This window comes from Streptomyces sp. NPDC007983 (assembly GCF_042958345.1).
In the GTDB taxonomy this organism is placed as follows: Bacteria; Actinomycetota; Actinomycetes; order Streptomycetales; family Streptomycetaceae; genus Streptomyces.
In genome coordinates, this window is record NZ_JBIBJI010000009.1 from 85,110 (window position 1) to 105,057 (window position 19,948).

13 protein-coding genes are annotated in these 19,948 nt (G+C 72.5%); 4 read left to right on the top strand and 9 right to left on the bottom strand.

Annotated features, from left to right (window positions below):
* The first annotated feature begins 46 nt into the window (after nucleotides 1-46).
* Nucleotides 47-475, top strand: coding sequence for a hypothetical protein (locus ACFZCY_RS27005; RefSeq protein WP_391178513.1), 429 nt, complete (start codon nucleotides 47-49; stop codon nucleotides 473-475).
* Nucleotides 476-530: 55 nt separating this feature from the next.
* Here the strand turns inward: ACFZCY_RS27005 and ACFZCY_RS27010 are convergent, their stop codons facing one another.
* From ACFZCY_RS27010 to ACFZCY_RS27030, 5 genes are read right to left on the bottom strand one after another with little or no spacing between them, the layout of a single operon-like run.
* Nucleotides 531-1,232 (bottom strand): hypothetical protein, encoded by a 702-nt coding sequence (locus tag ACFZCY_RS27010; protein WP_391178516.1) that lies wholly within the window; start codon nucleotides 1,230-1,232, stop codon nucleotides 531-533.
* Nucleotides 1,202-3,250 carry a beta-galactosidase gene (locus ACFZCY_RS27015; RefSeq protein ID WP_391178519.1) on the bottom strand — a complete coding sequence of 683 codons (2,049 nt, stop codon included), beginning with the start codon at nucleotides 3,248-3,250 and terminating at the stop codon, nucleotides 1,202-1,204. The genes ACFZCY_RS27010 and ACFZCY_RS27015 overlap by 31 nt, the downstream gene beginning before the upstream one ends.
* A 55-nt stretch (nucleotides 3,251-3,305) precedes the next feature.
* Complete coding sequence (locus ACFZCY_RS27020) at nucleotides 3,306-4,262, bottom strand: ABC transporter permease subunit (protein ID WP_391178522.1); 957 nt, start codon at nucleotides 4,260-4,262, stop codon at nucleotides 3,306-3,308.
* Between the two features lie 8 nt (nucleotides 4,263-4,270).
* A complete protein-coding gene (locus ACFZCY_RS27025) occupies nucleotides 4,271-5,281 on the bottom strand; it encodes an ABC transporter permease subunit (protein ID WP_391178525.1) in 1,011 nt (336 codons plus the stop codon).
* Entirely contained in the window at nucleotides 5,281-6,963 is a 1,683-nt protein-coding gene (locus ACFZCY_RS27030) for an extracellular solute-binding protein (protein WP_391178528.1), read from the bottom strand. Before ACFZCY_RS27030 ends, ACFZCY_RS27025 begins: the two co-directional genes overlap by 1 nt.
* A gap of 256 nt (nucleotides 6,964-7,219) precedes the next feature.
* Between ACFZCY_RS27030 and ACFZCY_RS27035 the strand changes: the two genes are divergently transcribed.
* Nucleotides 7,220-10,171, top strand: coding sequence for a glycoside hydrolase family 3 C-terminal domain-containing protein (locus ACFZCY_RS27035; protein WP_391178531.1), 2,952 nt, complete (start codon nucleotides 7,220-7,222; stop codon nucleotides 10,169-10,171).
* Between the two features lie 47 nt (nucleotides 10,172-10,218).
* On the opposite strand, the gene ACFZCY_RS27040 is transcribed toward ACFZCY_RS27035, so the two are convergent.
* The 3 genes from ACFZCY_RS27040 to ACFZCY_RS27050 all read right to left on the bottom strand — a co-directional run bounded on the left by ACFZCY_RS27040 (nucleotide 10,219) and on the right by ACFZCY_RS27050 (nucleotide 15,920).
* Entirely contained in the window at nucleotides 10,219-11,679 is a 1,461-nt protein-coding gene (locus tag ACFZCY_RS27040; RefSeq protein ID WP_391178534.1) for an aldehyde dehydrogenase family protein, read from the bottom strand.
* A 151-nt stretch (nucleotides 11,680-11,830) separates the two neighbouring features.
* Nucleotides 11,831-13,564: a PucR family transcriptional regulator ligand-binding domain-containing protein gene (locus ACFZCY_RS27045; RefSeq protein WP_391178536.1), complete on the bottom strand. Its 1,734-nt coding sequence runs from the start codon at nucleotides 13,562-13,564 to the stop codon at nucleotides 11,831-11,833.
* A gap of 139 nt (nucleotides 13,565-13,703) precedes the next feature.
* A complete protein-coding gene (locus ACFZCY_RS27050; RefSeq protein ID WP_391178539.1) occupies nucleotides 13,704-15,920 on the bottom strand; it encodes an ATP-binding protein in 2,217 nt (738 codons plus the stop codon).
* Between the two features lie 270 nt (nucleotides 15,921-16,190).
* Between ACFZCY_RS27050 and gabT the strand changes: the two genes are divergently transcribed.
* Nucleotides 16,191-17,540, top strand: coding sequence for a 4-aminobutyrate--2-oxoglutarate transaminase (gene gabT, locus ACFZCY_RS27055; protein WP_391178541.1), 1,350 nt, complete (start codon nucleotides 16,191-16,193; stop codon nucleotides 17,538-17,540).
* A 259-nt stretch (nucleotides 17,541-17,799) separates the two neighbouring features.
* Entirely contained in the window at nucleotides 17,800-18,474 is a 675-nt protein-coding gene (locus tag ACFZCY_RS27060; RefSeq protein WP_391178545.1) for a phosphatase PAP2 family protein, read from the top strand.
* 15 nt (nucleotides 18,475-18,489) lie between these two features.
* Here ACFZCY_RS27060 and ACFZCY_RS27065 read toward each other — a convergent pair whose 3' ends face one another.
* A complete protein-coding gene (locus ACFZCY_RS27065; protein ID WP_391178548.1) occupies nucleotides 18,490-19,947 on the bottom strand; it encodes an FAD-dependent oxidoreductase in 1,458 nt (485 codons plus the stop codon).
* Between the last annotated feature and the right edge of the window lies 1 nt (nucleotide 19,948).

A 19,948-nucleotide genomic window follows, 5' to 3' on the forward strand; every position in this document is an offset into this window, starting at 1 on the left:
CGGCGGGCCGATGCCCGGCCGCGGGCCGTACCGCCACGCTGCGGGCATGAACGCGTACGACAAGCGCCGCCGCACCGCACCCTGGCATCGTCGGCTCCATCCGCCGCTGGTGGCGGGCCTGACCGCCGTCGCGCTGATCCGGCCCCTGTGCTCCGTCACCGGCCTGAGTGACGCGCTGGGGAAACCGGCGACGCCCCTCATCCTCACCGCGGCCATCTCGCTGACCTGGATCCTCGTCGTGGGCCTCGGCCGCGCGCCCGGACCCGTGCCGACGCTTGTCGCCGCCGGCCTCGGATACGCGCTGGCCGTCCTCGTGCTGAGCGGCGTCCTCTCGCCCGCGCTGACCGGGCGGCTGCAGGGGCCGCTCGCCCAGCCGATCGCGATCGTCCCGCTCTTCGCCGTCAACGCCCTGTGGGGCGCGTTGTGCGGGGTGTGCGCGGAGGGCCTGCGCCGACGGCGCGCAGGGCGCTCCTGAACGCCGTGTGCCGCCGCTCCCGGGGAGCGGCGGCACGCGGTGGCGGCGGGCGGGATCAGCTGGAGGACACGCCGAAGCTGTTGGTCTTGAAGTCCAGGCCGCCGGACGAGGAGGTGATCTCGTAGCCGAACTGGACGTCGCCGATGGTCACGTCGCCGAACCAGCCCTTGGTGTTCTTGATCCAGTTCACGAGGGACTTGATGTCCACGGTGCCGGAGCTGGAGTTGGAGCTGCGGATGAAGGAGAAGACCTGGTTGGAGCCGTTGCTGCCCTTGTAGACGGTCCAGGTGTGACCGCCGAGGGTGACGGTGCCCTGGGAGGTGCCGAGGGGGCCGACCGGGCCGGTCTTGTTGACCCACAGCATGATCTCGTACGCGTGGTTGCTGTCCCAGATGTCGTACGAGGTGTTGTACGCGCCCGAGGACGGCACGGTGACGTTGTAGCTGCTTTTCAGGCTGTTGATGGCGCTGATCTTCTTGCCGACGACCTTCTTGGCGTTGGGGTAGGACTTGATGCCGCCGGTGTTCGGGTGGTTGGCCCAGACGCCCCAGTCGCTGGCGGAGTTGGCCCAGATGGACTGGGCGCCCGCGCCGGAGCCCCAGATGTTGTTGTAGAGCGTGTAGCCGCCGGTGGACCAGTTGCCCCACTGCTCCGAGGAGGACCAGGTGGCGGCGTGGGCGGGGGCGGCGGCGAAGCCGATGAGCGCGAGGAGCGCGAACAGCGGTGTCAGGAAGAGCTTTCGAGCGGCTCGGTGCACGGTGCTGCTCCCTTCGGGTGGGGGGAATCGAGCGGGGTCAGGACCACGGCCGCATAGCGGTCGAGGTGGACCTGGGTGTCGTACACGCGGCCGGTGAGCAGGTCGGTCCGCGCGGACGGGAGGGGGACGACCGCGGGGGCGCGGCCGTGGTTGAGGAGGAAGAGGCAGTCGCCGCGCGGCACGGCCTCGACGCCCTCGGGGATGCCGGGCAGCGGTGGCCGCAGGCCCGCCTCGCCGGCGGCGCGGGCCAGCAGGGCGCGCAGGGCGGCGGGTTCGGGGAGGGTGGAGACGTACCAGGCGGTGCCGTCGCCGTAGGCGTTGCGGGTGACGGCGGGCAGTCCGTCCAGCTCGCCGCCCTTGATCCGGGCGACGGTCTCGGCGGTGGCCGGCTCCAGGTCCTCGGACCAGAGGGTGCCGGTGAAGGGGCCGAGCCAGGGGCTTTCGGCGGTCACGGTCTCGCCCTCGTCCAGCGGCCACCACTCGTGGACCGTCCGCAGGCCCAGGATGTCGCGCAGCCGCTGGTCGACCCCGCCGGGGCGGACCCGGTCGTCCTCGTCGGCGACGCCGGTGAAGAAGCCGCAGACGAGGGTGCCGCCGCCGCGGACGTAACCGGCCAGGTTCTCCAGCGCCTCATCGGTCAGCAGATAGAGATGGGGCACGGCGACCAGGGCGTAGTCGGCGAGGTCGGCGTGCGGATGAGCGAAGTCGGTGGTGAGGTTCCGCTCCCACAGGGCCTGGTGCCAGGCGCGCAGCACTTGGTCGTAGTGGAGCCGGGAGGAGGGGCGGCCGTCCTGGACGCTCGCCCACCAGGCGTGCCAGTCGTGCAGGATCGCGGCCCGGGCGGGCACGTCGCTGCCCGCGACGGAGCCCAGCTCGCGCAGCTGGGCGCCGAGTTCACGCACCTGGGAGTAGGTGCGGCTGTGCTCCCCGGCGTGGGTGACCATGCCGGAGTGGAACTTCTCGCTGCCCTGCCGGGACTGCCGCCACTGGAAGAAGCAGACGCCGTCGGCACCGCGCGCGACGGCCTGCAGCGACCACAGCCGCATCAGGCCCCGTGGCTTGGGGTGGTTGACGCCGCGCCAGTTCACCGGGCCCGCGGCCTGTTCCATCAGCACCCAGGGCCCGCCGGCCTGGGAGCGGGTCAGGTCGTGGATCATCGCCCCGTACGCGCCGCTGTGCGGGTCCTTGGGGTCGGGGTAGACGTCGACGGAGACGACGTCCTCCTCGGCGGCCCAGGCCCAGCCGTCCTGGCCGATGAACAGCGACATGAAGTTGGTGGTCACCGGGATGTGCGGGGTGCGGGCGGCCAGCGCGTCGCGCTCGGCGGTGAAGCACTCCAGCAGCGCGTCGCTGGTGAAGCGGCGGAAGTCCAGCGCCTGCCCGGGGTTGCCGAGGTACTGGGCCCGGCGCGGCGGAATGATCTCCTCCCAGGAGTCGTAGCGCTGGCTCCAGAAGGCGGTTCCCCAGGCCTCGTTGAGCGCGTCGAGGCGGCCGTACCTGGCGCGTAACCAGCGGCGGAAGTGGGCGGCGGTGGTGTCGCACCAGCAGTGGGTGCCGTACTCGTTGCCCACGTGCCACATCCGCAGGGCGGGGTGGTTCCCGTAGCGCTCGGCCAGGTCCTCGGTGATGCGCAGCGCGTAGTCGCGGTAGACGGGGGACGAGGCGCAGAACTGGTTCCGCGAGCCGTACCAGACGACTCCGCCGGTCTCGTCGCGCGGCAGCGTCTCGGGGTGGCGGGCGCCCATCCAGGGCGGCGGGGAGGCGGTCGGGGTGGCCAGGCACACTTCGATGCCGCCCTGGTGGAGCAGGTCCATGACCCGGTCGAGCCAGTCGAAGTCGCGGGCCCCGGGGCGGGGTTCGAGCGTGGCCCAGGAGAAGACGCCGACCGTGACGGTGGTGACGCCCGCCTCGCGCATCAGCCGGACGTCGTCGTGCCAGACGCTCTCGGGCCACTGCTCGGGGTTGTAGTCGGCGCCGTAGAGGACGCGGCCGCGGGTGGCGTCGTTCAGGTCGGGCATTCCGGCTCTTTCGGGTCGGGGCTGGCTGGTGGAACGGGCGGGCGGCTCGCTCGGATCAGCCCTTGACGGCGCCGATGAGCATGCCCTTGGTGAAGTGCTTCTGGACGAAGGGGTAGAGGATCGCGACCGGGATCAGCGCGAGCACCATGACGGCCATCTGCACGGCCAGGCCCGGGACCTGCTGGCTGGAGATCATCTGGGACATGCCCTGCGGCGCCTGCTGTTTGATGACGAGCTGGCGCAGGATCATCTGCAGCGGCCACATCTGCTGGTCGTTCAGGTAGAGCATCGCGTTGAACCACTGGCTCCAGTAGCCGACCGCGTAGAACAGCGAGACCACCGCGATCACCGCCTTGGACAGCGGCATCACGATCCGGAACAGGATCCGCCACTCCCCCGCGCCGTCGATGCGGGCGCTGTCGACCAGCTCGGGCGCGGTGTCCTGGAAGAACGCGCGCAGCACCAGCACGTTGAAGACCGAGATGGCGCTCGGCAGGATCATCGACCAGTAGCTGCCCTCCAGGCCGACCCCGGTGACCAGCAGATACGTGGGGATCAGACCGGCGTTGAAGAACATCGTGACGAGCAGCAGCATCAGGATCGGACGGTGCAGGAACGACCCGGAGCGGGACAGTCCGTAGGCGCACAGCACGGAGACCACCGTGCTGATCGCGGTGCCCACCGCGGTGAGCGCGAGGCTGACGAGCGTCGCGCGGGTCACCGTGCCGCCGCTCAGCAGCTCGGTATAGGCCCGGAAGGTGATCGTCTTGGGGACGATGACCAGACCGCCGGCGTCGGTGATGGTCCTCTGGTCGGAGAGGCTGGTGACGATCACCACCCACAGCGGGCCGAGGATCGCCAGGCACACTCCGGTGAGGGTGATGCCCTTGAGCCCCTGGCCGACCTTGCCGGGCTCCTCCTCCCACACCGGGCGCTTCTCCCCGCCGCGCCGGTGCAGGGGCTGGGCGGAGGGCGTCGCGGCGGGGGCGGCGGGCCGCTCGGTCACGGTCATGTCCGGCGTCATTTCCGGTAAACCCCCTGCTCGCCGAGCATATGGGCGACTTTGTTGGCGATCAGCACCAGGATCAGGCTGAAGACGCCCTTGATCAGGCCGCCCGCGGCGGCGATCCCGTAGTCGGTGTTGGCGATGCCGACCCACCACACATAGGTGTCGAAGACCTCCGAGGCGCCCGGCCCCACCGCGTCACGCTGGAGCAGGATCTGCTCGAAGCCGACGGTCAGCGCGTCGCCGACGCGCAGCACGAGCAGCAGGGCGATCACCGGGCGCAGCGCGGGCAGCGTGACGTGCCACATCCGGCGCCACCGTCCGGCGCCGTCCACGGCGGCCGCCTCGTACAGGTCCTGGTTGACGGCGGACAGCGCGGCGAGGAAGACGATCACACCCCAGCCCGCGTCCTTCCACACCAGCTGGGCGGTGACCAGGAACTTGAAGACGCCCGGGTCGGTCATCAGGTCGAAGCCCTCGTACCCGTGGGAGCGCAACTGCTGGGCGAGGAGCCCGGCGCCGCCGAGCATCTGCTGGAAGATCGTGATGACCAGCACCCAGGAGAAGAAGTGCGGCAGATACAGGATCGACTGCACCAGTCCCCGGAGCCGGTCGCTGAGCACGCTGTTGAGGAGCAGCGCGAGCGCGACCGGCACCGGGAAGAACAGCACCAGCTGGATGAAGGTGATGCTGAGGGTGTTGGCGAAGGCGTCCCAGAAGCGGCTGTCCTGGAAGAGCAGGGTGAAGTTGTCGAACCCGGTCCAGGGGCTGGTCCACAGCCCCTGGGTGAACGGGTCGTAGTCCTTGAAGGCGACCGTGGTCCACAGCAGCGGGACATAGGTGAAGAGCAGGAGCAGAGCGACGGCGGGGGCCGTCATCAGCAGCAGGGTGCGGTCGCGGCGCAGCCGGTGCCACCACCGGACGCCATGCGCGGGGCGGCGGCCGTGGGCTTCCGCCCGGTCGCGGAGGTTCCGGTCGCGGAGGTTCCGGTCGCGGAGGTTCCGGTCGGGGAGGTCCACCGCCATCAGGCGCCGCTGCCGTTCTCGTCGAGGAGCTTGGCATACCAGTCGCGGAGCCGGTCGCCGCCGCCGCTGCGCCAGTCGCTGATGGCCCGCTGGGCGTCCTTGATCGACTTGCGGCCGCGGGTGACGTCCTTGGCCAGGTCCTCGAAGGGGGTGTAGAGGGAGGCGTAGCGGTTGGGCTCCTGGATCTGCATGCCGTAGAAGAGCGGCTTCTTCGCGAACTTGCCCATGCGCTGCATCCAGCCGCAGTAGTCCTTGACCATCTGCGGGAAGTCCGGGTAAGCGACGCTGGCCTGCGGGGACACGATGAAGCGGTAGGTGTCCTGGACATCCCGCACACCGGTGGCGTTCTTGACCGGGACGCCGTCCTTCATGGTGTGGTGCACGCCCTCGACGCCGTAGTCGATGAGCCGCTGCTCCTTGGTGCCGAAGGGCGCGGCGATGAAGTTGGCGACGGCGAGGATTTCCTCGATCTGCTCCTTGCCGAGGTTCTTGCTGAGGAAGGACCAGATCTGGGCGGGCGGGTCGAGATAGATGACCGGGTCGCCGCCGTCGGGACCGAAATAGTCCATTCCCTGGATCTTGAAGCCGGGGTTGGGCTCGGCCTGTTCGAAGGTGGCGCCGTACCATTTGCCGTCGCCGTCGTTGTAGATGAGGGTCTGGCCGGAGGTGAAGCGGGTCAGCGCGTCATTGGCCTTGCCCGCGACCGCGTCGGGATGGACATAGCCCTTGGCGAAGAGCTTGCGGCACCACTCCAGGGCCTCGAGGTAGTTGTCGGTCTCCACCTTGTGGACGAGCTTTCCGTCCTTCTCCACCCAGTAGTACGGCTTCTCGCCCGGGCAGCCGAAGAATTTCTGCGCCGCCCACCACATGTCGTCGCACGCCCACACCTTGCTCTTGGGCCGGGTGATCTCCTTGGCGAGGGCGAGGAATTCGTCCGGGCTCTTCGGGACCTGATATCCGTTCTTCTTGAACAGGTCCTCGCGGTAGTACGGGATGACCCCGGAGAGCGGGCGGGCGGGCATCGGCAGGCCGCGGAGCTTGCCGCCGAAGACGGACATCTGCCAGGCGGCGGTGGGAATGGCGGCCAGGTTGGGGTATTTCTTGACCTTGTCGCCGGAGAGATACGGGCCGAGGTCGGCGAATTTGGCGCTGACCGCGCCATGGATCTTCCCGCCCATCTCCCACAGCGGAATCATCACGATGTCGGCGATGTCTCCGGAGGCGAGGACGGCGCTGAGCTTCTCACCGTAGGTGTTGCCGTCCTGTGGCTGAAGTTTGATCGTCGCGCCGAGCGCTTCGTTGACGGCCTTGTAATAGGCGTTGTTCTTGGGCGGCGGAGTGCCCCACAGCGGTTCGAACATGGTGTAGCTGCCGCCGTGGCCGGGCTTGCCCTTCACGGAGGCGACCAGGGCTGCGGCGGGCGGGGCCTTGGTGTAGCCGGGGCTGGAGCCGTTGACGCTCGGAATATCCGGGTCCGCCACCTTCGAGGCCACATAGGTCGGCAGCAGCTTCTTCAGGTCCTTGCCGGAGGTGGTGCCGTTCTTGCCGCCGCTGTCCTCCGTGGAGCACGCGGACAACAGCGGAACGCCTCCCGTCACGGCCGCCGCGGCGATCGCCGTGGAGGCCAGGAAGGTTCTCCGGCTGGGAGGGGAAGTGGAGGCCGAAGCCTGGGAGTTCGGCATTGCGTCAACCCTTCGTGGCGAGCCCGCCGTACGACCGATGGTCGAAGCGCTTCGATATTGCGCTGAGATTAAGTCGGGGGGTCAGGTCGCGCAAGGGCCGGGCGGGAAGGAGTCGGCGAAGGCCCGTTGATTCTTGTGCCATCCCAACCGGGTGGCGGAAAAGGCGCGTTGACTGATCAAGCCTTGACAGGGCGCGGTTCGGCCCTCCAGCATCGAAGCGCTTCGAATCACACCTCCGACCTCCGCGAGGAGACCTGTGAGCGGTTGCGAGCCCGGTGCGCCGGCGACCCGTCCGCCCTTCCGCGATCCGCGGCTGCCGCTCGGCGCCCGCGTGGACGACCTGCTCACCCGGCTCACGCCCGACGAGCGGATCGCGATGCTCCACCAGTACGCCCCCGCGGTGGAACGGCTCGGCCTCGCCGCCTTCCGCACCGGGCAGGAGGCGCTGCACGGCGTCGCCTGGATGGGACCGGCGACCGTGTTCCCGCAGGCCGTCGGGCTCGGCGCCACCTGGAGCCCGGACCTGGTGCGGCGGATCGGCGAGGCGGTCGGCGCCGAGGTACGGGCCATGCGCGCCCGCGACCCCCGGGTCGGGCTCAACGTGTGGGCGCCCACGGTCAATCTGCTGCGCGATCCGCGCTGGGGCCGCAACGAGGAGGGGTACGCCGAGGATCCGTACCTCACCTCCGCCCTGGCCGCCGCGTACACGCGCGGGCTGCGCGGCGACCATCCGGACCGCTGGCGCACCGCCCCGGTCCTCAAGCACTGGCTGGCGCACAACAACGAGACCGCCCGCGACACCACGTCGTCCTCCGTGCGCCCGCGCGTCCTGCACGAATACGACCTCGCGGCCTTCCGCGGCGCGGTGCGGGCGGGCGCGGTGGCCGGGGTGATGCCCGCGTACAACCTGGTCAACGGGCGGCCCAACCATGTCTCCCCGTATCTGCGGGACCACTTGCGCACCTGGACCGGCCAGGAGCTGGTGGTCTGCTCGGACGCGGGCGCGCCGTCCAACCTGGTCGACTCCGAGCACTACTTCGCCACCCATGAGGAGGGCGTGGCGGCCGCCCTGCTGGCCGGGGTGGACAGCTTCACCGACCACGACCAGGACGCCTCGAAGACGATCGGCCGGGTGCGGGGCGCGCTGGAGCGCGGGCTCATCGACGCCTCCGTGATCGACACGGCGGTGCGGCGGCTGCTGACGATGCGGTGCGCGCTGGGCGAGTTCGACGGGGACGACGATCCGTACGCCGACCCGCGGAGCGCCGGTTTCGACACGCCCGCGCACCGGGCGCTCGCCCTGGAGGCCGCCGAACAGGCCGTCGTCCTGCTCAAGAACGACGGGCTGCTGCCGCTGTCGCCGTCCACCACCGGCACGCTGGCCGTGGTGGGCCCGCTCGCCGACGAGTGCAAGCTCGACTGGTACAGCGGCGCTCTGCTGCGCCGCAGTTCGCCGCGCGAGGCGCTGGCCGCGCGGCTCGGCGCGGACCGTGTGGTGTACGTGGAGGGAACGGACACCGTACGGCTGCGCACCGCGGCGGGCTGGGTTCGGGTGCCGCCCGGTGCCGTGGCCGGGGATAGGGACCGGGAGGGGGCGCGGGAGGCGTCGCTCAATCCGGCGCAACTGGCCGCGCGCACCGATCTGCCGCCGCTGACCATCGGCGACACCCCCACCGACCTGGCGCTGGCCGACTGGGGCGGGGGCGTGTTCACGCTGCGCGCCCCCTCCGGCCGCTATCTGACGGTCGCCGGGGACGGCTTCGTACGGGCCGCCGCCGAGCAGCCCGGCGGCTGGGTGGTCCAGGAGACGTTCGCGCTGGAGCGGCACGGGGACGGACATCTCCTCAGACACGGCGGGACGGGCGGATATGTCTGTGTCGCCGCCGAGGGCCTGAAGGTTGCCGACCGCTCCCGGGCCGAGGTCTTCCACCGGCACGTCGTCGAACGCGGCGAGGACGCCGTCGCGCGCGCCGCCGCGGCCGCCGACACGGTCGTCGTCGTCCTGGGCAACGATCCGCACATCAACGGCCGCGAGACCGAGGACCGCGCCACCCTCGCCCTGCCCGCCGGGCAGGACCGGCTGTGGCGCGCGGCCCACGCCGCCAATCCGCGCACCGCGCTGGTGCTGACCAGCAGTTATCCGTACGCCGTCGGGGACGCGGCCGACGCGCTGCCCGCCCTGCTGTGGACCGCGCACGGCGGCCAGGCGGCGGGCACCGGACTGGCCCGGGTGCTGTTCGGCGACGTCTCACCGGCCGGGCGGCTGCCGCAGACCTGGTACGCCTCCGAGGACGAGCTGCCCGACCTGCTGGACTACGACATCATCGCCTCCCGCGCCACCTACCTCTACTTCGACGGCGCCCCGCTCTTCCCCTTCGGGCACGGCCTGTCGTACACGCGTTTCGACTACGACGACCTGTCGGTGCGGCAGCACGACGACACCGCCCCTGCCGGGGTGCTGGACGTCGAGTGCACGGTCACCAACTCCGGCCCGTGCGACGGCGACGAGGTGGCGCAGATCTATGTGAGCGCGCCGGGGGCGCGCGTGCCGCGCCCGCACCGACGGCTGATCGCCCACCGCCGGGTGGCCTTGCGCCGGGGCGAGCGGGTGCGGCTGTTCTTCACCGTTCCGGTGGACGAGGCACTGGGGTTCTGGGACGTGGCGCACGGCCGCTGGACCGTCGACCCGGACCGTTACGAGATCCACGCGGGCGCCTCCAGCGCGGACATCCGCCGCACCACCGCCCTCACCCTCGACGGCCCGCCACCCGCCCCGCGCCCGGTGCTGCGGCGCGGGCTGGAGGCCGCGGACTACGACGCGGCGGACGGCACCGTGCTCGTCGACCGCGCCAAGGCGCGCGGTGACGCCGTGGCGTGCGGCGACGAGGCGGTCGGCCGGCTGCTCTTCCGCGCCTGCGACTTCGGCGCGGGCGCGACGGCGGTCACGGTCGAGGCGGCGCGCGAGGGGGCGGCCGGGGCGACGGGCAGCGGCGCGACGGACAGCGGCGCGGCAGTCGACGAGGCGGCGGTCGAACTCCACTTCGCCGACGGCACGCCCCTGGCCACCGTCGCCATCCCGCCCACCGGCGGCCGCTACGCGTACACGGCCGTCCGCGCCGATCTGCCCACGCCACCGACCGGCGTGCACGACCTCCACGTCACGCTGCGCGGGGCCCTGCGGCTGGCCCGCCTCGGCTTCGAAGGCTGAGGGCCCGTAGAAGCCCGGGGCGGGCCGTATCCGATCCGGCGGTGGGCCTACAGGTCGATCCCGGTGAGGACCATGACCCGCTCGTAGGTGTAGTCCTCCATCGCGAACCGCACGCCCTCGCGCCCCACGCCGGACTTCTTGGCGCCCCCGTAGGGCATCTGGTCGGCCCGGTACGACGGCACATCGCCGACGATCACCCCGCCGACCTCCAGCGCGCGGTGCGCGCGGAACGCGGTCTGCACATCGCGGGTGAAGACGCCCGTCTGCAGCCCGTACTTGGAGTCGTTGACGGCCGCGAACGCCGCCTCCTCGTCCGCCGCCCGCTGGATGGTGAGCACCGGGCCGAAGACCTCCTCGCAGGAGATCGTGACGTCCGCCGGGACGTCCGCGAGTACCGTCGGGGCGTAGCTCGCGCCCTCGCGCTTGCCGCCCGTCAGCAGCTTCGCACCGGCCTGGACCGCCTCGTCCACCCAGGACTCGACGCGCTTGGCCGCGTCCTCGTTGACCAGCGGGCCGACATCGGTCGCGTCCTCGGACGGATCGCCGGTGACCTGCGCCTCGACGGCCGCGACGACCTTCGGCAGCAGCCGCTCGTACACCGACGCGTCCGCGATCACCCGCTGCACGGAGATGCAGGACTGGCCGCCCTGGTAGTTGGAGAACGTGCCGATGCGGGTGGCCGCCCAGTCGAGGTCGGCGTCGGCGGCGTAGTCGGACAGGACCACCGCCGCGCCGTTGCCGCCCAGCTCCAGCGTGCAGTGCTTGTGCGGCACGGACGCCTGGATCGCGTAGCCGACCTTGTCCGAACCGGTGAAGGAGATGACCGGCAGCCGCTCGTCCTGGACCAGCGCGGGCATCTGGTCGTTCGGCACCGGCAGCACGCTCCAGGAGCCCGCCGGAAGGTCCGTCTCCGCCAGCAGCTCGCCGAGGACCAGCGCGGACAGCGGGGTCGCGGGCGCCGGCTTGAGGATGATCGGCGCGCCGACGGCGAGGGCCGGGGCGACCTTGTGCGCGCACAGGTTCAGCGGGAAGTTGAACGGCGCGATGCCGAGCACGGTGCCCCGCGGGAAGCGGCGGGTCAGCGCGAGCCGCCCCTCACCCCCGGCGTCGGTGTCCAGCCGCTGGGCCTCGCCGCCGTTGAACCGGCGGGCCTCCTCCGCCGCGAGCCGGAAGACGGAGACGGCGCGGCCGACCTCACCGCGCGCCCACTTCATGGGCTTGCCGTTCTCGTCCGAGATGAGCCGGGCGATCTCTTCGGTGCGCTCGGCGAGCCGTCGCGCGACGTGGTCGAGGGCGGCGGCCCGTACGTGCGCGGGCGTCGCGGCGAACTCCCCGCGCACGGCCTCGGCGGCCGCCACGGCCTCCTCGATCTGTGCCTCGGTGGGGACGCTCACCGCGCCGACGCGCCGGCCGTCCCAGGGCGACGTGACCTCGAGCGTGCTCTCGCCCGTCGCCTCGCGACCGGCGAGCCAGAACGCATGGGTGACAGCTTCGTTTGTGTCTGGCACAGCGGATCCCGACCCTTCTGAAGTGGTGGGGTGATGGTGCGGTTGTCTCTCGCCTCCCACCGTAGGCGCGTGGGACGCGCGGCGCGTTTGTCCGAGGCGGCGCAGTCGGCGCCCGCAGCGCACCGCAATGGCGTGACCCCCTGTGGCTTCCTCAGGACGACTTCAGCGTGGGCGTCGCCGGGGCCGTGGCCTTCAGGGCCAGCCAGAGCTCCATGCGGACATCCGGGTCGTCGAGGGAACGGCCCAGGATCTCCTCCACGCGGCGCATCCGGTAGCGCAGGGTGTGCCGGTGGACGCCCAGGTCGGCGGCGGCCGCGTCCCACTGCCCGTGCCGGGACAGCCAGGCGCGCAGCGAGGCGACCAGGTCGCCGCGGCCCGTCGCGTCGTGGTCGCGCAGGGCGCGCAGCATGCCGTCGGCGAAGGCCCGTACGGCGTCGTCGGCGAGCAGCGGCAGCAGCGAACCCGCCGCGACGTGCTCGTGCTCGACCAGCACCCGGCCGCGCCGCCGGGCCACCGACAGGGCCTGCTCCGCCTGCCGGTAGGCGGCCGCCGCCGCGATGGGGCCCGCCGGGGCGGACAGGCCGATGACCAGGTCGCCGCCCTGGGCCGCGGCGGCGCCGCGGTCGCGGGGGCGGGTCGCCGTACCGCGGCGGCTCTCGATCCCCTCGGCGTGCTCCGTACAGCCGGCGACCGCGGCTCCGCCGTCCGGGGCCAGCACGATCAGCCGTTCGCCGTCGGGCACGACGAGCACCGCCTCGCCGGCGCGGGCCGCGGCCGCCTCCATGGCGTCCACGAGCGCGCCGAGGGGATCGGCGCGGTCCGGGTCGCCCGCGCCACCGCTCGTATCGCCGTCCGCGGATGTCTCCGCCGCCGTCTCGTCCGTGGCGTACGCCGTGTGCGACGCCTGCCCACCACCGCCCGGCACCGCCTCCGCGACCAGCATCCGGAAGGGGGCGTCCAGCAGTTCCCCGTACAGCCGCCCGGCCACCGCACGGGCATGGTCCGGCTCCCCCGCGAGCAGCATCCGCAGCACGGCGGTGCCCAGCCGCTGCTCGGCCTCCCGCAGGGCCCGGGAGCGCTCGGTGGTCAGGGTCAGCAACGCCACGGCCGAGTGCACGGCGTAGCGCTCGGCGGTGCCCAGCGGCGCGCCCGTACCGACCGCGAGGACGCCCCGGGTACGGCGCCCGGTGCCCAGCGACTGAAGCTCCACCCGGTCCGTCGCCTCGTCGCCCGCCTCCGCGCCGCCCCCGCCGACCACCACGCTCGCCGGGGCGGGCCGGGCGCGCAGCCGCTCGGCGTCGGCCGTATGCCGGGCGGCGCGGCGGGCCGCCCAGTCGGGGGCGGCGGCGACCACGGAGCCGGAGGCGTCGTAGAGCGCCGCCCAGCCGTCGACGTGCGCGGCGAGCCGGGCGAGCAGCGCGGCGGGCCCCTCGGCGCCGATCGCGGCGCGGGTCAGCTCGCGCTGCGCCTCGAATCCGGCGGTCACCGCGCGGTACTGGTCGGCGGCTATCGCCGCCGAGACGGCCTTGCTGATGGCGATGAAGGGCGTACGGCGCGGCACCACGAGCAGCGGCAGCCCCTCCTCCTTCGCCGCGGCCACGAGCGCCCCCGGCACCTCGTCATACGCGACGCCGACCGCGAAGCCCAGCCCCACCACCCCCGCGCCGACCAGCCGCCGGACGTAGCGGGCCATGGCGGCCGGGTCCTCGGCGTCCAGCTTCATCGCGGTGATGAGCAGCAGCTCGCCGCCCTCCATATACGGCACGGGGTCGGCGAGCTCGCTGACATGGGCCCAGCGCACCGGCGTCTCCAGCCGGTCCTCTCCCGCGAGGACGGACAGCTTGAGCGCGGTGTGGTGGACGAGTGAGGCGAGCGTGGGAGGCATGGCACCTTCGATGCGGATGCGACGACGAATGCGACTTCACGGAATGCGACTGCACCGCCCCGTATGAACGGCTACTGCCGATTCTGCCTCAATGGACGAATCCGTGGTATCCGCGCCGTTGCCGTACGGCGCCGGCCGGTCACCCGCGCAGATCCACCAGCACCGGCGGCCCGCCCTCGCCCCGTACCGACGTCACCGACAGCACCGCGTGCCCGGCGGGGACCGAATGCGCCAGCTCCGAGGCGGACCAGCGCTCGCGCTCCACCTTGCGCACCGTCACGGACTGGGTCGTGACGGCCTTCCCCGTCACGACCTTGCGAATGAAGTGCAGGACCTTGGTGAACGGCTCGTCCGAGATGATCTGCCGGTCGGTGACGTCCCGGGTCTCGACCCACTCCGTGCCCCACACCTCGGCGAACCGGGCCCCGTCCCACGTCGTCACCCCGGCGCAGGCCATCCGGCACCCGACCGCCCCCAGCAGCGCGCTGCGCAGCGCCTCGGGAACGTCGTCGAGGGTGCGGAGGGTGAGCACCGCGCCCGCGTGGGCGGCGCGGAGGCGCTGGATGCCGCGCAGCGCCTCGGGGGTGATGGTGTGCGACGCGTCGTCGAGGACCAGGCAGGCGAAGAGGGACCGGTCGGCGCGGCCCACGGCGCACTCGGTGAACTGCGCGAGCACGAGACGGGCCAGCATGCGGGACGCCTCGGCGTGCCCGCGCTCGGGCAGATCGATCCGGACCCGCAACGGGTGTTCGAGGGCGCGGAGGGAGAACGGACGGCGGTCGCCGGTGGTGTCGAAGAAGTCGGCGAACGCGGGCCGGTCCAGCAGCGCGATCCGGTCGGCCAGCAGCGCGCCGACGTCCCCGGGCGCACCCGACTGCCGTACCCGCGCCTCCAGCTCCCGCGCCTGCGCCCGCTCCCCCGCCGCCTCCAGCGCCTCGCGCAGCGCGCCGACCGCCGTCTTCGCGCCGTCGAGCAGCTCGCGCAGCTCCGGCACGGCCGGGAAGCGGCCGTGAGCGGCGCGATAGGGGCCGAGCAGCTGGGCCAGCGCCGTCGCTGCCCGGCGGCTGTCGCCGCCGGGCAGCGAGGCGGCCATGTCGCCGATCAGCGCCTCGGCGAGGATGCCCGCGGCCTCGTCGGGGTCCGTGGTGCCGCCGTAGAGGTCGAAGTCGTAGACGGAGTCGGGCCGGCCGATCTTCACGACGACGTCGAACGCCTCGTCGGTGCCCAGACCCGCCCCCGCCGCCCCCACGGCCACCACCGCGACCCGTCCGGCGAGCGCCTGCAGGCACAGCGACTCCACGACGGGCCGCACCAGCCGCCCGGTCTTCCCCGACCCGGGCGGCCCGACGGCGAGCAGCGAGGTCCCCAGCACATCGGGGTCGAGCGCGAGCCCGGCGCCGCGGTGCTGATACGGATTGCGCGGATCGTCGAGGGCGGTCCCGAGGCGGACCTGGCGGGCGAGCAGATCGTGCTCGGCCGTGCGCGCGGGGAGGTCCCGGGCGCCGGACGGATGGCCGTGCGAGGCGGCGCCGTGGCGCAGCACGGTGTCGGTGAACGCGGCGAGCGAATTCCGTCCGGCCCGCACGGACTGCCAGGCGTGCTCGATCCGCGCGTGATCGACGTCGTTCATCGCCCCGGCCCGCGCGTCGGCCGCCAGCCGATCAGCCGCCCCATGCGCCCCGGCGGCCCGCAGATGCGGCCACTCGACGGGGTCGGCCTCGGGCCGACTCGGCTCGGCCGCGGCGTCCGTCTCGTCCCAGGCCCGCCGGAAGAGGGGCGTGACGTAGCGGCGCCAGACTTCGCCCCAGTGGCCGACGCGGCCGAAGAGGACGGCGAGGACGGCGACGCAGACGCCGATATAGATGCGCTGAGACCACCAGCCTGCGTCTGTGTTGCCTCCGCGCTCGTACCACGAGTCGGGGGTCAGCAGATACATCGGCCACAGCCAGTAGCCGCCGAGGTACCCGTTCCAGAGCAGCGACCAGACCAACCAGCCGCAGAGGCCGGCGATCAGCGCGCCGCTGATCAGGCGTCGTCCGGGGATCCTTTCCGGATCCTCCGATGGCTTGGGCTTGTGCCCATACCGCCACACCCCCGGCCCCGCCTCCTCGGAGCGCGGCGCCCGCAGCCATGCGGCGAAGGACGGCCGCGCGCCTGAGACCGTCGCGGACGGGGTCGTGGGTGCTGCCGACGGCATGGGCGGCGGCCCCGCCGGCCGGCCCACGGCCGTCGCGGGCGCCTGCTCGGGGTACGGCTGGGCATACGGAGGCCGGTCAGGCACCCCGGGCGGGGCAGGGGGGATGGGCGGGGGGGTGGGTCGGGTGTTGCGGGAGTCGAACGTGCCCTCGGTGTCCATCTGCTACCCCTTGCCCCCTGACCGGCTGTGCCTCTGCGTTTCGCGCCACCGCGCCACCGCTCAATCTAGTGTTCCCGCCCGGGGAGTTCAGCGACCCCACCGGGGTGGCACCTCACAAGGTGCCGGGAAGGCGCCGGGGCCACGGCTATGGCCGTCGCGGACAACGCACCCCACCCAGTGCTCCCGAACGGAACATGCCGCTTCGCTCGCCGCGCGCCTAGCCTGCGAGTAAAGCCCCTGTCACGTCCCTTTCTTTCCGTGGAGTACCTCATGACCGAACTGTCCGGAGGCCCGTCCCTCCCCCAGGAGCGTCGCGTCGTCACCGCGATTCCCGGCCCGAAGTCGCAGGAGCTGCTCGCCCGTAAGAACGCGGTGGTCGCCGGCGGTGTGGGCAGTGTGCTGCCGGTCTTCACGGTGCGTGCGGGCGGCGGTGTGATCGAGGACGTGGACGGCAATTCGCTGATCGACTTCGGTTCCGGCATCGCCGTGACGTCGGTCGGCTCCAGCGCCGAGGCCGTGGTGCGCCGGGCGTCGGCGCAGCTGGCGGACTTCACGCACACCTGTTTCATGGTGACGCCGTACGAGGGGTACGTGGAGGTCTGCGAGGAGCTGGCGCGGCTCACGCCGGGCGATCACGCCAAGAAGTCGGCGCTGTTCAACTCGGGCGCGGAGGCGGTCGAGAACGCGGTGAAGATCGCCCGCGCGTACACCAGGCGCCAGGCGGTCGTCGTGTTCGATCACGGCTACCACGGCCGGACCAACCTCACCATGGCGCTCACCGCCAAGAACATGCCGTACAAGCACGGCTTCGGCCCCTTCGCGCCCGAGGTCTACCGGGTTCCGCTCGCCTACCCCTACCGCTGGCTGACGGGCCCGGAGAACTGTGCCGAGGAGGCCGCGGCCCAGGCCATCGACATGATCAGCAAGCAGGTCGGGGCGGAGAACGTGGCCGCGATCGTCATCGAGCCGGTCCTCGGTGAGGGCGGCTTCATCGAACCGGCCAAGGGCTTCCTGCCGAGGATCGCCGAGTTCGCGAAGGACAACGGCATCGTCTTCGTCGCGGACGAGATCCAGTCCGGCTTCTGCCGCACCGGCCAGTGGTTCGCGTGCGAGGACGAGGGCATCGTGCCGGACCTGATCACCACCGCCAAGGGCATCGCGGGCGGGCTTCCGCTGGCCGCCGTCACCGGCCGCGCCGAGATCATGGACGCGGCGCACTCCGGCGGCCTCGGCGGCACCTACGGCGGCAACCCGGTGGCGTGCGCGGCGGCGCTGGGAGCGATCGAGACGATGCGCGAGCTGGACCTCAACGCGAAGGCCAAGCGCATCGAGGAGGTCATGAAGGGCCGGCTGTCCGCGATGCAGGAGAAGTTCGACCTCATCGGCGATCTCCGGGGCCGCGGCGCGATGATCGCCGTCGAACTGGTGAAGCCCGGCACGAAGGACCCCAACCCGGAGGCGACGGCGGCCGTCGCCAAGGCCTGCCACGCCGCCGGACTGCTGGTCCTGACCTGCGGTACGTACGGGAACGTGCTGCGTTTCCTGCCGCCGCTGGTGATCGGGGAGGACCTGCTGAACGAGGGGCTGGACGTCCTCGAGGCTGCCTTCGCCGAGCTGTGACTGTGGGTGGATCGTCGAGCCGCGTGAAGAAGATGTGCGGGGCCGATGACAGGTGGGTGATCGGCCTGTCCGACAGCCTCTCGCTGCCGTACGGTCGTTGCAGATGAGAGAAACACCCCGCTCGCAGGGGACTGCGGGCGATGCCGAGCCGGTGCTTCCCCAGCCCCGACCCGGCTGTGCCCTCGCGCACACCACTGGAGCCTCCGGCTCCGGATCTCCTCACCGATCGGACGGCCGCCCGCCCCAAACCCCCCGGGGCGTGCGGCACACCGGTCGCCACGGCGGCCCCGGAACCACCCCCCCTGTTCCGGGGCCGCCGTCTGTCTTCCTCCGGGCGCTCGCCCTCCCCACGGTGCTGCTGGTGATCTTCGCGCTGTGCGCCTGGCAGGTCGCCGCCCACGGTCCGCTGCTGACGCTCGACGAGCGGCTCGGCCGCGCGATCGCCGGATCGCCCTTCCCCTCCCCCGTCGCGGAGTTCCTCGCCGACCTCGGCAATACGGCGGTGGCGCTCCCGGTCCTCGGCGTCGCGCTCGCCTGCGCGGCGTGGCGCTCCCCGGCGGCAGCGCGCCGCTGGCCTGGGCCGCTGGCCGCCGCGCTGGCGATGGCGGCGGTCCCGGCCCTGGTCGCGCCGCTCAAGGCGCTGATCGACCGCCCGGGCCCGCCCGGCCCGCTGGCGGGCGAGACCGGGTTCTTCCCGTCCGGCCATGCCGCGACGGCGGTCGTCGCCTACGGCGCGGCGGCCGTGCTGCTGCTCCCTCTCCTGCGCGGACGGCTCCGGGGGTGGCTGATCGGCGCCGTCGTCCTGCTCAACCTCGCGGTGGGGGTGGGTCTGGTCCGCCGGGCGTACCACTGGCCGCTGGACGTGGCCGGGAGCTGGTGTCTGTGCGGCTGTCTGCTGTGGGCGGTCCTGCGCGTACGGCAAAAGACCGGGTAAGCGGGCAGAGGGACCTCAGCTGTCGAAGCCCAGCCCCATCCGGTCCATCGCCTTGAGCCACAGGTTGCGCCGTCCCCCGTTGGCGTCGGCCCGGCTCATCGACCACTGGGTGAGGCCGATCCCCGCCCAGCGGACCGGTTCCGGCGGGAACGGCAGCGGCTTGCTGCGCACCATCTCCAGCCGGGTCCGCTCGGTGTGGTCCCCGGCCAGCAGGTCGAGCATCACCTCGGCGCCGAAGCGGCTCGCGCCGACGCCGAGGCCGGTGTAGCCGAGGGCATAGGCGACGCGTCCGCCGTGTGCGCTGCCGAAGAACGCGGAGAAGCGGGAGCACGTGTCGATCGCGCCGCCCCAGGCATGGCTGAACCGCACGCCCTCCAGCTGCGGGAAGCAGCGGAAGAAGTGCTGGGCGAGGGTGCGGTAGGTGGCCGGGTGGTGGTCGTATTCGGCGCGCACCCCGCCGCCGTAGCGGTAGACGATGTCGTGGCCGCCCCACAGGACGCGGTGGTCGGCGGTGATGCGGAAGTAGTGGAAGTGGTTGGCGGTGTCACTGAGGCCCTGCCGCCGCTGCCAGCCGATCGCGGCGAGCTGGGCGCCGGTCAGCGGCTCGGTCATCAGGGCGTGGTCGTAGACGGGGACGATGTACGGGCGGACGCGGCGCACCAGAGCCGGGAAGGCGTTGGTGGCGAGGGCGACCCGCCGGGCCCGTACCCGGCCGTAGGGGGTGCGCGCCAGCATGCCGGAGGTGCCGGTTCCGGCGCGGCTCAGCTGCTCGGCGGGGGTGTGTTCGTAGATCCGTACGCCCAGCTCGGCGCAGGCCCGCTTCAGGCCCCAGGCGAGCTTGGCGGGGTGCAGCATGGCCACGCCCCGGCGGTCCCACAGCCCGGCGAGGAAGGTGGGCGAGTCGACCTCGGCGCGCACCGCGTCGCGGTCCAGGAACCGGGGCTCGGTGACGCCGAGCGCGGCGGCCCGGGCGGCGGTTTCGCGCAGTTCGGCGATCTGGTGGGGCCGGGTGGCGACGTCGATCTCGCCGGTGCGCTCGAAGTCGCAGTCGATGGCGTAGCGGGCGACCGCGGCTTCGATGGCGTCGAGGTTGCGGTGGCCGAGCCGTTCCAGTGCGGCCAGTTCCTGGGGCCAGCGGGCAGCGCCGTTGCCGAGGCCGTGGGTGAGGGAGGCGGCGCAGAAGCCGCCGTTGCGGCCGGAGGCGGCCCAGCCGGACTCCTGGGCCTCGACCAGGACCACGTCGCGGCCGGGGTCGCGTTCCTTGGCGGTCAGGGCGGTCCACAGTCCGCTGTAGCCGCCGCCGATGACGAGCAGGTCGCAGCGCTCGTCGCCGACCAGGGCGGGGTTCGGGCGGGGCCGTCCGGGGTCGTCCAGCCAGTACGGGGTGTAGGCGACGTCGGCGAGGGCTTCCAGGACGGGCGGTCCGGGAGCGTCGCTGCCTCCGGGAGAGCGGGGCATGGCGTCTGCGGCCATG